This window comes from Streptomyces sp. NBC_01476 (assembly GCF_036227265.1).
Taxonomy (GTDB): Bacteria; Actinomycetota; Actinomycetes; order Streptomycetales; family Streptomycetaceae; genus Actinacidiphila.
In genome coordinates this window covers 490,376-505,068 of the sequence record NZ_CP109446.1, presented here as the reverse complement: position 1 = coordinate 505,068, position 14,693 = coordinate 490,376, and the positions used below count along the sequence as shown (strand labels likewise).

The following is a 14,693-nucleotide window of genomic DNA, read 5'->3' as shown; positions in this document are numbered from 1 at the left end:
CACCGGCGTGGCTCCGATTGGTGCGAACGATCTCCGCCATGATTAGGTCAGCCTTACCTAATCGTGCTGGTCCTCGGCGTTGAGGAGAACGTGTGCCTCTGGCCCCGGCATCCCCGCCGGCCCGTGCGGCCGACGGCCGCGCCGCCCCGCTGTCGGCTGTTTACCGACGGCTCGTCTCGCTCTGCCCTGCGCTCGACCTCCGGGTGGTGGCTCCCGGCTCGGCGGCCGGCCCCGCATGGGTGGACAGCGCCGCCCTGCTCGCCGGCGACGGCGTGCTCGACGCCTGGCTGGAGGCCGAGGCGGCCCGGATCCGGCAGCGGCACGGCCGCACCGCCCGCCCGGAAGTCGTCGCGTCCCGCGCCCTGCACGGCTACCTCTGGGCGGTCTGCCTGACGATGAGCGGACCCTGGTACCTCCAGCGGCGGGTGCCGCGGATCCGGCCGCGGGACCTGCGGACCGAACTTCCGACCGGAGCCTTCGGCATCGTCCCCGGCGACTTCGCCTGCCTGCCCGGCGACCCGGCGGCCGGACGCCCCGGCGTGCGCGTACTGCCGCACGAGGAGGCCCTGCGGACCGAACTGCGGGCAGCGGTCGCCGACCACGTACGGCCGCTGCTCACCGCGCTGGGGCCGCGGACACGCCGGGGGCCGCGCGCGCTGTGGGGCATGGCCGGGGACGACCTGGTCTCCGGCATCTGGCACCTGGGCCGCGCCCTCGGTGAGGAGGAGCGGGCGGTCCGGGCGGCCGGCGAACTGCTGCCCGGCCCCCTGCCGCCCTTTCCCGGCGGCGCGGACTTCCGCCGGCTGGCCGCCCATGACGGCCGTACGCATCTGACCCGTACCCGGCTCGGCTGCTGTCTGCACTACACGGTCCGGCCCACCGAGACCTGCGGCACCTGCCCCCGGCTGTGCGACGCCGAACGGCTCCTGGCGGCGGGCGGCTCGGCGCCGGACTGACGACCCGTCCCGGTCCCGGCCCCGGCTCCCGGCTCCCTGTCCCGGGTCCGCCGGTGGCCGGGCCGCACGCCCGCGACCCTGGCGCGGTGTCACCCGAACGGCCCTGTACAGATGTCCGGCCGGCCGCGATGGGCCCAGTCTTGAGGCCATGCGCCCGCTCCGGTACAAGCTGGGGGTAGCACTCCTTCCGCTCGTCTTCGTCGCGGCTTCCACCGTCCCGGGACGCGAGTCGCGCGACCCCGGGGACGGCTCGGTCACGCACCGGGCGTCGCTGCGGCCCGTCGTCATCGGGCGGTCGACGTGGCACGCCGATGAGAAGTCCGTGCACGGCAAGCCCCAGTACGACCGTTCGGTGAAGGCGATCTTCATCCATCACACGGACAACCCGAACGACTACGACTGCAAGACCGACGTGCCCGCCATGCTGCTGGCCATAGAGGAGACCCACATCCACGACATGGGATGGGACGACCTCGGCTACAACTTCATCGTCGACCGGTGCGGCAACATCTACGAGGGCCGGGCGGGCGGAGTCGACCGGGATGTGCGGGGCGCGCACACCGAGGGCTTCAACGTCGACACGGTCGGGGTCGCGGCGCTGGGGAACTTCGGCAAGGGGCAGAAGGTGCCGCGTCCCATGCTGGAGGCCATCGCCTCGATAGCGGCGTGGAAGCTCGACCCCGGCATCGACCCGAGGGGCCGGGTGCGGCTGGTCTCCAGCAATGACGAGAGCCGCTTCCCGAAGGGGAAGGCGGTGATGCTGCACGCGATCTCCGGGCACCGCGACGCCTACGAGACCACCTGTCCGGGTGACGCGCTGTACGCGAAGCTGCCGTGGATCCGCGATGCCGCGGCCCGGCTGCGGGCGAAGGCCATCTGGACCACCTGACGCTCACACCGCGGCCGGAACCTGCCGGGACCTGCCGGGACCTGCTGGGACCTCCCCGGGCTCCGGCCGCGGCCTGAGGGTCCTTCCCGGCGGCGCAGCGGCCGTCCACCGCGCGACCGCTCTCCGGACGTAGCGCCGCTGCCCGGAGCCCCGCCCGCCGTGGTCCTTTACCGGAAGCCACTCCTCAAAAGCAGTCCTCGCTGCTATGTTGAGAGTTCGGAAAGTTAACAAACTCAGGCCCTCGCCCGACCTGCCATGGGCTGCTCCGACCGGGACGCGGACGGCTGCCAGATCCAGGGGCGTGTCGGGACGTACGCGCGGGACGGCGCGACCGGCCGGACGGACGCCCGGCTCCGCCCCGCGTCCCTCGATCATCTGTACTTCGACACGGAGGCTCGTATGCCGACCCCATCCACGCCGAACCCCTGGGACGGCGCCCTCTTCATCGGCGGGGAGTTCGTCCCGGCCGAGAACGGCCGAACCTCGGCGGTTCTCGACAAGGCGCGCCAGGAGCCGCTCGGCACAGCGGGCTGGGCCTCGCCCGCCGACCTGGACCGGGCGGCCCGCGAGGCCGCCACCGCCGCCGCGGGCTGGGCAGCCACCGACTTCGGCACCCGCGCCGACCTGCTGCGGGATGTCGCGGCGCGGCTGCGGGAGCGCACGGATGAATTCGCCGGCCTCATCGTCCGGGAGACCGGCTCGATCCGCGGCAAGGCCGAGTACGAGGTGCACGGCGCGATCGACGAACTCCACCAGGCCGCCGCGCTGGCGGGCACCGCGCTCTCCGAGACGCTGCCCTCGCGCGCGCCCGGCCGGGAGAGCGTCGCCGAGCGCGTCCCGCTGGGCGTCATCGGCGTGATCACCCCGTGGAACTTCCCGCTGGTGCTGGCGATGCGGGTGCTCGCGCCGGCGCTCGCCGTCGGCAACGCGGTGGTCCTCAAGCCGTCACCGCACACCCCGCTGAGCGGCGGCCTGCTGCTGGCCGACCTGTTCGCCGCGGCCGGCCTCCCGGCGGGCGTGCTCCAGGTGGTGCCCGGCGGGCAGGACACCGGCGAGGCGCTCACCGCCCACCCGGACATAGCGATGGTCCACTTCACCGGCTCCAGCGCGGTCGGCCGGACCATCGCCCGCGAGGCGGGCGGCGCACTGAAGAAGGTCTCCCTCGAACTGGGCGGCAACAACGCCCTGATCGTGCTGGAGGACGCCGACCTGGAGCAGGCCGGGCAGATCGGCGCCTGGTCCGCCTTCCACTACCAGGGCCAGACCTGCATCACCGCCGGGCGGCACATCGTGCTCCGGCCGGTGTACGAGCGTTACGTCGCCGACCTGGCCGCACGCGCGGCCCGGATCACCGTCGGCGACCCGGCCGAGGACGGGGTCGGCCTCGGCCCGATGATCAGCACCGAGCAGCGCGAGCGGGCCAGGGAACTGCTCGCGCAGGCGGTCGGGGCGGGCGCGAAGGTGGTGGAGGGCGGTGACGGCGAGGGGCTGTTCCACCGGCCCACCGTGGTCACCGGGGTCACCCGCGACATGGCGCTGTGGACGGAGGAGATCTTCGCCCCGATCGCCCCGGTGCTCGCGGTCGACAGCGAGGAGGAGGCGCTGGCGGTCGCCAACGACACGTCCTACGGCCTGGTCGACGCCGTCGTCACCGGTGACCCGGAGCGGGGCCGCCGGCTGGCCAGGCGACTGGGCGCGGCCATGGTGCACGTCAACGACACCACCTGCCTGGACGAGGCGCAGGCGCCGTTCGGCGGGCGCGGCGCCTCGGGCCTGGGCGGGCGCGCGGGCGGCGAGTCCAACCTGCACGAGTTCACCGAACTGCGCTGGCTGACCGTCCAGCACGAGCCGGTGGCGTACCCGTACTGATGCCTCCTGCCGGAAGAGCGGCGCGGTCCGGTGGTCCCGACGGGGCCGCCGGACCGCGCCGCTCCCGACGGCCTCCGGCTCACGCCATCGAGTCGAGCGCCCGGCTGCCGGCGAGGTGCACCGCGCCCAGCAGCGTGGCCCGGTCGCCGAGTCCGCCGACCGTCACCTCGGTGTCCCAGGCCAGCTCGCGCACGGTCCTGCGGACCTCAAGCAGCACCAGCTGGTTCTGGCCGACACCGCCGCCCAGCACCACAAGACCGGGGTCGATGAGCGCGACCACGGCGGCCACCAGCCGGCCGATGTCGGTCGCGTGCCGGTCCACCACCCGGCGCGCGGTGGCGTGGCCGCCGGCCGCCGCCTCGAAGAGCGCCTTGGCGTCGCGCGGCACCGGCCCGGCGCCGGCCGCGGGCCAAGCGGCCGCGCACCGCTCCATCAGCGCGTCGGAGCCCAGGAACCGCTCCAGCCCGGCCCGCCGCGGCTGCTGGGACTCCGACCACGGGAACGGCAGCATGGCGGCCTCGCCCGCCGCGCCATTGGCGCCGTTCATCAGGCGCCCGTCCAGCACGATGCCGACACCGATCTTCACGCCGACCTGGATGTACGCGAACATCTGCTGGTTGCGCGCCACCCCGAAGCGGTGCTCGGCGACGGCCGCGCAGTTGACGTTGTTCTCCACCCTCACCGGCACACCGGGGGGTACCGCCAGGGCGTCGGTGATCCCGGCCGTGCCGTCCGGGCGCAGCGTGCCGCCGCGCTCGGTGGTGGGCAGGGTCGGCGCCGCCACCACCACTTCGCGCAAGGGGCCGTGCCGGCCGCCGACCGTGTCCCGCACCGTGCGCACCGCGCCTGCGGCGGCCTCGACGGCCTCAGGGGTCACGGTGGGGTGGTCGGACGGGAGCCGTTCCTGCGCCGATCCGATCTCGCGGCCGTCCAGGGTGTACGCGGCGGCCCTGACGCCGGTCGCGCCGATCTCCACGCCGAGGACGTGGCCGGCCCGGGACGCCAGGGAGTAGACCACCGCGCTGCGCCCGGTGGCGCCCCGCGAGCTGCCCTGGCCGGCCACGAGCCCCAGCCGCGACAGTTCCGCCATCGCCACCGACATGGTGGGACGGGACAGCGCCAGCACCTCGCTGAGCTGCGGTCTGGTCGCCGGACCGTCGACGGCCAGGGCGCGCAGCACGGCGCGCGCGCTGGCGGGCAGGTCGAACCGGTCGGCGGTAACGCTCGTATCCATCGTGTCCCTCGTGCGACGTGCCCCGGTGCTGCGGGGCGGCCCGGTGGGTCCGGATCCTGTCTCCAGGGGATCCTGGAAGGCAAAGTTATCCGATGGACCTCACCGGGCCCACCTGTGTTCATCAACTTAACGAACTCAGGCTGTCGCGACGCTGAACGGTGACCGTCAGAGCAGGCCGCTCCGGGCGCGGGCCAGCGCGACCGCTCCGGTGACCGGGGCCACCTCCAGCACGTGGAGGGCCAGGTCCGGGTGAGCCGCCGCGAGACGGGTCCGCAGGCAGTCGGCGAGCAGCGGCTGGCCGACCACCACCCCGCCGGCCGCCACCACGGTGTGTCCCCGCGCGCCCCGCGCACGCAGCCGGGTGACCAGGGCGGTCAGCTGCGCCGCCGCCTCGTTCACCACACCGAGCGCCAGGGCCGAGCCGGCCGCCGCCGCGTCGAAGACCGCGGGCGCCGCCGGGCCCCAGTTGGCCGTGGTGGGTTCGTCGTTGACGGTACGGGCCAGCGTCTGCGGGTCCGGGTCGCCGTAGTGCTTCAGCAGCGCCGAGAGCAGCCCGTCGTCGGGACGGCCGGCGTCATAGGCGCCCAGGGCCGCCTTCGCCGCCTCCCGGACGATGGCCGGCGCACTGCCCTCGTCGCCCAGCACCCAGCCCCAGCCGCCGGCGAAGAGCACCGTGCCCGCCGCGTCCGCGCCCACCGCGATGGAGCCGGTGCCCGCGATGACACCGATCCCGCTGTCCAGACCGGCCGCCGGAACCAGCAGCGCCGCGTCGTTCACGACGGTGGCGGGCACCCCCAGCGCCTCCACGGCCGCCGCCAGATGCGCGCAGTGCTCCTGCGTGTCACAGCCCTGCGCCCCGACGCCGACCGCCGCGATCTCGTCGCCCTCCGGCACCACCCGGGCCAGATGGCCGAGCAGCCAGCGCGCGGCCCGGTCCACCGGGGCGGCCTCCCAGCCCGCGGCCGGCATCTCGACGTCGGCCCGTACCGCGCCCTGCGGTGTCTCCACCCGGACGGCGAGCTTGGTGCCGCCCACGTCGGCACCCACGAGAACCCTCATACGGCGGGCCGTTCGGTGGTGACCTTGATGTCGGAGTTGTGGAAGACGAACTCCTCCACGTCGACCCCGCGGACCTCGGCGACCGCCTCGACGAGGATCTGCGCCACCAGGATCTCGATGACGGCACGCTGCGCGGCCGGCATCCGGGGCACCCGCACCGCGTGCAGCAGCGGGCTCTCCCGCACCGGTTCGCCGGTCACCAGGATCACCTGGTGGCCGGCCGACGCCAGGGTGCCGGCGACGGCGTGCTCCCGGGAGTCGCCGAAGATGACATGCACGCCACCGCCGGCCGACTCCATCGCACCGTGCAGGTACTGACGGGTGCTCATACCGGTGGACGGGATGCGGGCCACCTCGCGGAAGAGCAGCGCGCTCCCCTCCGCGGAGCCGACCGCGGGGCCGGCGCCGACGAAGTCGGCCGAGGTGGCGGTGGCGAAGAGCGGCGCCAGGCCCCGCACCTGCTCGCCGAGTTCCTTCTCCGCGGTGGCGAAGGCGGCACCGAGACCGGCCCAGCCCTCGTCCACCGTGCCGCCGTCCCACGCGTCGGCGAGGATGCCGAGCGCGGCGACCGTCGCGGTGAAGCCGATGGTCGAGGCGTAGCTGTCGGGGATGCTGCCCAGGTCGAGCAGGCCGGTGGCGGCGTCGGCGATCGGCGAGGGGACCATGTTGACCACCGCGTGGCGCAGTGCCGGTTCGACCGACTCCAGCACGGCCAGCGTCTCCGCACTCCGGCCGCTCTGCGAGACGCCGAAGACCGGGTGCACGCTGGCCGGGAAGGGCAGCGGGTGGTCGCCGGCGCCGAGCCGCCAGGAGTGGATGCCCCGGCTGCGCAGCTCCCACACCGGCGCGCACGCGGCGGCCAGGCTGGCGCCGATGCCGACGAAGACCGGGCCGGGACCGGCGAGCCGGCCGTCGGCGGCCAGGGCCCGCACTGCCGGGGTGAGCCGGCCGATCGCGGCTTCCAGTTCCTCGGCCTGGGTGCTGCGGGCCGCGGCGTAGGCCAGGTAGCCGTTGCTCATGTCTGTTCCGTTCGGTCGTAGGTCCGTGCGGCCGGATCCCAGTGCGGTGGGATCGGGAGGACGGATGGGGCGGTGCTCGCCACGTGCACCGGCGCTCCGAGGCCGATGGACTCCTCGATGGAGAGCATGACATCGAGCACGTGGTAGGCCAGTTCGCCGCCGGCGCGCGGCGGCCGTCCGGCCCGCACCGCGCGGGCCATTTCCAGCACACCGACACCGCGGTCGCTGGGGACGCCCTCGGCGGGCCGGGTCTGCCAGGGGGCGTCGGGCGTGGTATCGGTCAGCAGCCTGGTGGGGCCGTCGAATCCGCTGACCGGCACCTCCAGCACACCGTCGGCGCCGGTGATCTCGAAGAGCTGGCGGCGTACCGGGGAATCGAAGCTGTAGACGGAGGTGCCGACCACCCCGGAGGCGAACTCGGTCACCACGCTGACGTGGGTGGGGACCTCGACCGGGAAGACCGTGCCGGCGTCCGGTCCGGAGACGATGGTCCGCTCGTGGCGCGGAATCTGGCCGCGCGCGCTGACCGAGGTGATCGGGCCGAGCAGCTGCACCAGGGTGGCGAGGTAGTAGGGGCCGATGTCGAAGAGCGGGCCGGCGCCCTTGGCGAAGAGGAACTGCGGCCTCGGGTGCCACAGGTCGGGTCCTGGCCCCTGCATGAGGGTCAGCACCGTCCGCGGCGCGCCGACGGCTCCTTCGGCCAGCAGCCGGTGGGCGGTCTGGACACCGGGGCCGAGCACGGTGTCCGGCGCGTTGCCGACCACCACACCGGCCGCCGCGGCGGCGTCGAGCACCGCGCGGGCACTCGGCCGGTCCAGCGCGAACGGCTTCTCGCCCCACACGTGCTTGCCGGCCGCTATCGCGGCGAGCGCGACCTCGGCGTGCGCGGCGGGAACGGTCAGGTTCACCACGAGGTCGACGTCGTCGCGGCCCAGCACCTCGGCGGTGGTGCCCCAGCCGGCGATGCCGTACGCCTCGGCCTGCGCGCGGGCCCGTTCGGGCACCAGGTCGGCGACGGCGGTGACAGCCAGGTCCGGGTAGCCGGTGAGGGACGTGAGGTACTGGTCGGAGATGTCACCGGCGCCGATGACCGCGACCCGGGTGGGGGCGCTCATGCGTTCACCAGCCCTTGGAAGTAGGCGGCGTTGCGTTCGACGAGCGGCCATACGTCACTGTGGTGCGCGACGACCTCGACGACGGGCAGTTCGATGCCCGGGCCGGCCAGCGCGAGCACTTCGCCCATCCGGCCGGTGGCGTCGACGCCGAGCACCGGGCGGTCGTTGCCCGGTTCCCGCTCGTGCACGACGTGCAGGAGCCGCACCCGGTCACCGAGCCGGGGAAGCAGTTCGAAGACGTCCGCGCCGCCGACCCCGGCCCAGTAGATGTCGAGTTCCAGCACGACGGCCGGGTCGAGCAGGCCGGTGAGCACCTCGTAGGCCGGGACCCCGTCGACGAGCTGCGCGAACTCGAAGTCGTGGTTGTGGTAGCCGATCCGGATGCCGCGGGCGGTGGCGAGTTCTGCGGCGCTGTTGAGCGCCGCGGCCAGCCGTTCCACGCCCGCCCGGTCGGCGATGCTGCCCGGGTCGACGTACGGCGTGATGACGGTGCCGATGCCGAGGGCCTCCGCGGCGTCCAGGATGTCCGTCACCGCGTGCCGGACCACCGACGCGTGGGCGGTGGCGGCGTGCAGGCCGGCGTTCCGCAGGGCGGTGCCGAGCCCGTCGGGGTCGGTGAGGATGTCGTACGGCTCCGCGTGCGTGAAACCGAACCCCGCCAGGCGGGCGAGGGTGCCGCCGAGGTCGGCCGGTCCGATGTCGTCCCGCACGCTGTAGAGCTGGATCCCCAGCGGCTGTCCGGTCGTCATTCGGCGGCCTTTCCGTGGTCGTGGTCGTGCCCGTGGTGGTGTTCGCCGTGTTCGTGGCCAGCCGGGTGGCAGTGGTCGCCGCCCGATGCCGGGATGTCCAGCGTGGGATTGCGGTCGAAGAAGCCGTAGGGCTTGAGGGCGAAGCCCGCGGAGTCGACCGGCATCACCGGCCAGTCCTCAGGCCGCGGGAAGTGGGTGAGCCCGAAGGTGTGCCACAGCACGATGTCGGTGTTGTCGACCGAGCGGTCCGCGGCCGTCCACTCGGGCAGTCCTGCGCCGCCCTTGTGCATGTTGACCAGGTCACCCGCCGGGTAGATCTCGTCCGGCGCGTAGGGCGTGACCCACAGGTGCCGGGTGGCGAAGGTGGCCCGCTGGTGGATGTCGGAGTCCGTGTCGGCCAGCAGTACGGGCCGGCCCTCCGGGTGCAGCATGTAGCCCACCGGGTTGCCCAGCCGGTTGGTGACCGAGGGGTTGACGACCAGCCAGGACCGGTTGCGGGTGTTGTCGGCGAGCCGCTGGGCGCCGGACTCGGTACGCAGCCGGGTGACGGTCTGGGTGAAGCCGGTCCCGGTCGGGTTGCGCGGACCGCGGGGCACGGCCGCCGCCTCCACCTCGTCGACAGCGTTGTCGGTGCCGTCGACCGCCATGTCCAGCCGGGCGCTGAACAGGTGCTGGTGGTAGGGGGCGCCGAGGCCGGGCGCGAGCTCGGAGGCGAACGCGTAACCGGGGCCGGGATAGGACGAGGTGAAGACCACCCCGGTCGCCTTGACCTCCAGTTCGATGGCGCCGTCCAGGGAGAAGTACCAGTAGAAGCCGTAGTCGTAGTTGCCGACGGTGACGAAGAAGGAGATGACCAGACGCCGGTTGCGGCGGGAGTCCGAGGAGCCGTTCCAGTTGTCGAAGTGCTTCCACAGGATGCCGGTGTCCTCCTCGTGGATGCAGATCGCCTGCGGGATGACCCGCACATCGCCTGCGTTGTCGGCGAGCACCGCGTCGAGATAGGTGATGTCGCCGACGCAGTCGCAGCCCAGCTCCAGGGAGTTGGCGAAGCCGCCGAGCAGGTACTCGCCGCAGTCGAAGAAGTTCTGGAACCAGCGCTGCGGGCTGGGGTCGCCATAGGGGACCATCATCTCGGCGACCGAGGCGCGGTAGACCACCGGGCGCTGCCGGCCGGCGTCGTCGATGCTGATGTTGTGCAGCACCAGGCCCTCCCGCTGGTCGAAGCCGACCTGCAGGGACCAGCCGAGCCAGTCGATGACGCCGTTCTCGTCGATGGTGAAGCTGGGACCCTCGGGCTGGGTGATCTCGATCGGCTTGATGCCGGCCCGGGGCGGGCGGCCCACCCACCGCGGGTCGTGGAAGTTGCCGTCCTCGTCGGGCACCGGCAGGTCCGCGTAGTCGATGACGTCCAGCACCTCGCGGGTGACCACGTCCACGATGACGGTGACGCCGTCCACCGGATGCGCCCAGCCGAGGTCGTCCGGTGTCTTCTGCACGAAGGTGAAGCAGCGCTGCAGCCGGCGGCCGTCCTCGCCCTCGCCGGGGACACCGGACGACAGCGGGTTGACGCGCAGTTGGGTGAGGTCGGTCAGACCGCGCTTGCGCATGGCCGCCAGCCAGCGTTCGTCGCGGTGCACGATCTCCTCGACCAGCGAGAACTCGGCCAGGACCACCGGGACATGGCCGTCGGTGGCGACATCCAGTTCGCGGGCCGAGACGACGCGGTCCTCACCGGGGCAGGCGACCACGTCGTGCGACAGGCCCGTCCGCAGGTCGACCAGCATCGCCCGGAAACGGCGCGGGGCGCTCACCCCGGCCAGGAGTTCGCGCTTGTCCTGCTCGGCCAGGCCGAAGTAGGCGACATGGGTGTCGGGGCCGAGCAGACCCGCCCGCTGGAGGAGGGCCTTGCACGCCGTGATCTCGTCGGGGCGTGGCGAGGCGAGGGCGGCGGCCAGGTCCGCCGGGCTGTGGGCGCCGCCGGGGGAGGGGGGCTGCGTTGCTGTGGTCACAGTGGCTCCGCTTCTGCGAAGGGGGGTCGGAGGACGCCGGCTCATACGCCCGCGTTCCGCATGAAGGAGGTGCGCAGGCGGTAGCGGTCGCCGGCGTAGCGGATCGACGAGGAGAGCAGCGGACGCTGCGTGCGGTCGCGGACCGTCTGCCGCATTTCGAGGACGGGGGTGCCCGCCGCGATGGCGAGGTGACCGGCAAGCGCCGCGTCGGCGGGGCGCGCCTCGATGGTGGTGTCGGCCTGGGCGAGTTCGAAGCCCAGGCCGGTGAGCGTGTCGTACAGGGAACGGGTGGTGAAGTCGACCTCGTCGAAGCCGACGGCGATGTCGGCCGGGACAAGCGAGTGGTCGACCGCGATCGGCACCCCGTCGAGCATCCGGACCCGCTCCAGGCGGTACAGCGGAGTGCCGGGGGCGATCTGGAACGCCTCGGCCTCGTCGAAGGTGGCCGGACCGGCCTCGCGGCGCAGCACCCGGGAGGTGGCCACCAGACCCATCCGCCGGGCGGTCTCGGAGAACGACTCCAGGGTGTTGGGCCACTCCTTGCGCTCCGGTGCCGCGACGTACCAGCCGCGGCCCTGTGCCGCGCGCAGCACGCCCTCGTCGACCAGGGCGGTCAGCGCCTTGCGCAGGGTGACCCGCGAGATGCCGAGCATCTGGCACAGCTCCCGCTCGGGCGGCAGCCGGGAGCCGGGCTTCACCTCACCGACGGCTATCCGGTTCTCCAGCGCGGCTCTCGCCTGCATCCACAGCGGCTCCGGGTACGCGCCGGTCAGCGGCGACGCCGCCAGGCCCGGCCGCTCGGGGCTGATGTGCTCGGTACTCATGCCGGGACCTGGACCCTTTCCCACGTGCCGGAGCGCATCGAGGTGTAGCAGGCGTCCAGTACGTGATTGACGACGACGCCGTCCTCGAAGGTCTCGCGTGGCGTCTCGCCGCGGGCGAAGCAGTCCACGAAGTGCCGCATCTGCTGGCTGAAGCCGTAGGCGCGGGCCTCCTCGGGGACCGGGTAGACCCAGCCGGTGTCGGCGTCGGCCTTCTCCACCAGATAGCCGGCCGGGTGCTCGATGAAGCCCCACACCGGTGTCGCGGAGGTGTCGGTGACCAGGCGGCCGGCGCTGCCGACGAGTTCGTGGCGCAGTTGCATGCCGCCCTTCTCGATCCAGGACGACTCCACGGTTGCCAGCTGCCCGCCGGCGAACTTCAGCAGCGCGATCGCGGTGTCCTCACCGGTGGTCCGCTCCCCGTGCGCGAGGGTGGCACCCCAGGCGAAGACCTCGGTGATCGGGTTGTCCTTGCCGAAGAAGTGCCGGGCGGACTCCACCGTGTGGCAGCCCATGTCGAGCAGCGCGCCGCCGCCCGCGGTCTCGGCGTCCCAGAAGTGCGGGGCGTGCGGGCCGGAGTGGGCCTCGCGGGCCCGCATGGTGAGCAGGTCGCCGATCGCGCCGGCGGTGACCATCTCGTGCGCCTTGGCGATGTTGGGCGAGAAGACCGAGCTCTCGGCGTAGCCGTGCCAGATGCCGGCCTCGCGGACGACGTCCAGGATCCGCGCCGCCTCGGCGCCGGTACGGGCCAGCGGCTTGGTGCACACCACGCCCTTGCCGGCCGCGGCGACGGCGCGGACGGCTTCCAGGTGCGCCTCGTTGGGGACCGCGACGACCACCAGATCGACGGCCGGATCGGCGCACAGTGCCGCCATGTCGTCGTAACCACGGGCGTCCGGTGCCCATTTGGCGGCCAGCGCGGTGGCCCGCGCGAGGTCGCGCGAACAGGTGGCGACCAGCGTCGCGTTCCGTACATCCTGGAGCGCGTCCGCGTATGTGTCGCCGATGAATCCCGAACCTATGAGACCGACGCCGATCACGCGTTCCTCTTCCCTCGTCCTGCGGTGGCCGGCACCGGGCACTGCCCGGTCCGGACTCTCATGGTAACAAATGGTCTACTAGTGGTATTGCATGGGTCCGCTTAATAAAGACCACAGAAGACCACGCAGTCGGCCGTTCCCGTCACCCACTCATCAGCCCCCCAGCAGCGCGTCGAAGGCACGGGAGAGCTCCTGGTCGACCGACTTCAGCTCCGGGTGCGCGTCGTAGTACGCCAGCGCCTCGCGGGCGCCTTCCGCGAAGGACACCTGGGGCGCGAACCCCGGCACCAGAGAGCGCAGTTTGGAGGTGTCGAAGAGCATCGAGTGCCGGAAGTCGTGCTCCAGCACCTCGCCCCAGCCGGGCACCTGCTCGGCGATCGACTCGCTGGAGCGGTGCCGCAGCAGCGGATCGCGCACCCCGGCCGCGCCGGCCAGCGTCAGATGGATCTGGTCCCAGGTGAGGATGTCGCCGCTGACCACGTTGACGCTCTCGCCGACCGCGTGGTCCAGTCCCAGCAGCGGTACGAACGCGCGCGCGAAGTCCCGCGAGTGCGTCAGCGACCACAGCGAGGTGCCGTCGCCGTGCACCACCACCGGCCGCCCGCCGCGCATCCGCTCGATCGCGGTCCACCCGGCGAGCACCGGGATCACCGTGCGGTCGTAGGTGTGGAAGGGCCGCACGATGGTCAGCGGGAAGTCACCCGAGCGGTAGGCGTCCTCCAGCAGCAGCTCACAGGCGACCTTGTCCCGTGCGTAGCCGAAGACCGGCTGGCGGCGCGGACTGGACTCGGTGATCGGCAGATTCGGCACCGGCCGGCCGAAGACCGAGCAGGTGCTGATGAAGACGTACTGCCCGGTCCTGCCGGTGAACAGCTCCGGGTGGGCACGGACGTCGTCCGGGGTGAAGCCGACCCAGTTGACGACCGAGTCGAACTCCTCGTCACCGAGCGCCGCCTTGAGTGCCACGGGGTCGCGCACATCCGCGCGCAGCGACCGTACGCCGTCGGCGACCGGCCGGACGGGCGCGGAGCGCGTCACGATCGTCACGTCGGCCCCCGCGGCGGCGGCCTGCGCCGCCGCCGCGGAGCCGATCATCCCGGCACCGCCGAGGAACAGCACCCTCATGCCCGCTCCTTGGCCGATGCCGGGACGTGCGCGCCACGGGACAGCCCGCGGCCTACCAGGTGGTCGTACGAGCGCCGCAGCGCCTCGAAGGTGTCGATGTGCAGCCGCTCCAGTTCGACGATGTGCCACCGCAGACCGGACGGTGTGGTCAGGGTGCGGGCCCAGTCGATCCCGCCCTCCCCGATCGGCACCATCACGTCGTTCTCGTAGCTGACCGCAGGACCGTCCTTGACGTGCACGAAGCGCACCCGGTCGCCGAGCCGGCCCAGCACTTCGGCCGGGTCGGCGCCGCCCATCTGCGCCCAGTACGCGTCGAGTTCGACCAGCACCCGGTCGTCCAGCAGCTCCAGCAGCAGGTCGTACGCCTGCCGGCCGCCGAACTCCTGGGAGAACTCGGCGAAGTGGTTGTGGTAGGCGATCCGCATACCGCGGCCCGCCGCCCGTTCGGCGGCCTCGTTGACCCGCTCCACCCCGCGCCGGATCGCCTCCGGCGAGTCGAACTCCTCGCGCTCCATGCTCCACACGAGGACCTCGGCGCCCAGCTGCTCGTTCTGGTCCAGCAGCGCCTCGGCTTCGGCGCCGGCCGGGAACGGGGTGTGCGCGCTGGTCAGGGTGAGCCCGGCGGCGGCGATGGCGTCCCTGACCCGGGCCGGGCCGAAGTGCTCCACCAGGCCGTAGGTCTCGATGCCCAGGTATCCCAGGCCGGCCAGTTGGGCCAGGGTGCCCTCCAGGTCGGCTCGCGCCTGGTCGAGCACGGTGTACATCATGACGCCGATACCGGCTGTCATGTCTCCTCCTCCAGCCGTCC

General features: G+C 73.0%; 13 protein-coding genes. 3 read left to right on the top strand and 10 right to left on the bottom strand.

From position 1 onward, the window contains the following. Positions 1-92 precede the first annotated feature (92 nt). The 3 genes from OG552_RS02215 to OG552_RS02205 all read left to right on the top strand — a co-directional run bounded on the left by OG552_RS02215 (position 93) and on the right by OG552_RS02205 (position 3,714). Positions 93-956: a (2Fe-2S)-binding protein gene (locus OG552_RS02215; RefSeq protein WP_329129082.1), complete on the top strand. Its 864-nt coding sequence runs from the start codon at positions 93-95 to the stop codon at positions 954-956. A 148-nt stretch (positions 957-1,104) separates the two neighbouring features. Beyond that, the gene (locus OG552_RS02210) at positions 1,105-1,845 is read left to right on the top strand and encodes an N-acetylmuramoyl-L-alanine amidase (RefSeq protein WP_329129080.1); all 741 of its coding nucleotides are present in this window, start codon (positions 1,105-1,107) and stop codon (positions 1,843-1,845) included. Between the two features lie 399 nt (positions 1,846-2,244). Further along, entirely contained in the window at positions 2,245-3,714 is a 1,470-nt protein-coding gene (locus OG552_RS02205; protein ID WP_329129078.1) for an aldehyde dehydrogenase family protein, read from the top strand. A gap of 79 nt (positions 3,715-3,793) precedes the next feature. Here OG552_RS02205 and OG552_RS02200 read toward each other — a convergent pair whose 3' ends face one another. From OG552_RS02200 to OG552_RS02155, 10 genes are all read right to left on the bottom strand, one after another. Continuing rightward, positions 3,794-4,948 carry an ROK family transcriptional regulator gene (locus OG552_RS02200; RefSeq protein WP_329129076.1) on the bottom strand — a complete coding sequence of 385 codons (1,155 nt, stop codon included), beginning with the start codon at positions 4,946-4,948 and terminating at the stop codon, positions 3,794-3,796. A gap of 165 nt (positions 4,949-5,113) precedes the next feature. Next, positions 5,114-5,995 carry a BadF/BadG/BcrA/BcrD ATPase family protein gene (locus tag OG552_RS02195; RefSeq protein WP_329129074.1) on the bottom strand — a complete coding sequence of 294 codons (882 nt, stop codon included), beginning with the start codon at positions 5,993-5,995 and terminating at the stop codon, positions 5,114-5,116. Between the two features lie 8 nt (positions 5,996-6,003). Beyond that, the gene (locus tag OG552_RS02190; protein ID WP_329129072.1) at positions 6,004-7,026 is read right to left on the bottom strand and encodes an SIS domain-containing protein; all 1,023 of its coding nucleotides are present in this window, start codon (positions 7,024-7,026) and stop codon (positions 6,004-6,006) included. Next, entirely contained in the window at positions 7,023-8,141 is a 1,119-nt protein-coding gene (locus tag OG552_RS02185) for a Gfo/Idh/MocA family protein (protein WP_329129070.1), read from the bottom strand. The genes OG552_RS02190 and OG552_RS02185 overlap by 4 nt, the downstream gene beginning before the upstream one ends. Then, complete coding sequence (locus OG552_RS02180) at positions 8,138-8,890, bottom strand: sugar phosphate isomerase/epimerase family protein (RefSeq protein WP_329129068.1); 753 nt, start codon at positions 8,888-8,890, stop codon at positions 8,138-8,140. The genes OG552_RS02185 and OG552_RS02180 overlap by 4 nt, the downstream gene beginning before the upstream one ends. Next, on the bottom strand, positions 8,887-10,899 hold the full coding sequence (locus OG552_RS02175; RefSeq protein WP_329129066.1) for a primary-amine oxidase: 2,013 nt from the start codon (positions 10,897-10,899) through the stop codon (positions 8,887-8,889). The genes OG552_RS02180 and OG552_RS02175 overlap by 4 nt, the downstream gene beginning before the upstream one ends. A gap of 41 nt (positions 10,900-10,940) precedes the next feature. Further along, positions 10,941-11,723, bottom strand: a complete 783-nt coding sequence (locus OG552_RS02170; protein WP_329129064.1) for a GntR family transcriptional regulator — start codon at positions 11,721-11,723, stop codon at positions 10,941-10,943. Continuing rightward, positions 11,720-12,760 carry a Gfo/Idh/MocA family protein gene (locus tag OG552_RS02165; RefSeq protein WP_329129062.1) on the bottom strand — a complete coding sequence of 347 codons (1,041 nt, stop codon included), beginning with the start codon at positions 12,758-12,760 and terminating at the stop codon, positions 11,720-11,722. The genes OG552_RS02170 and OG552_RS02165 overlap by 4 nt, the downstream gene beginning before the upstream one ends. Positions 12,761-12,913: 153 nt before the next feature. Then, a complete protein-coding gene (locus OG552_RS02160; protein WP_329129059.1) occupies positions 12,914-13,885 on the bottom strand; it encodes an NAD-dependent epimerase/dehydratase family protein in 972 nt (323 codons plus the stop codon). Further along, complete coding sequence (locus tag OG552_RS02155) at positions 13,882-14,673, bottom strand: sugar phosphate isomerase/epimerase family protein (protein ID WP_329129058.1); 792 nt, start codon at positions 14,671-14,673, stop codon at positions 13,882-13,884. The genes OG552_RS02160 and OG552_RS02155 overlap by 4 nt, the downstream gene beginning before the upstream one ends. Between the last annotated feature and the right edge of the window lie 20 nt (positions 14,674-14,693).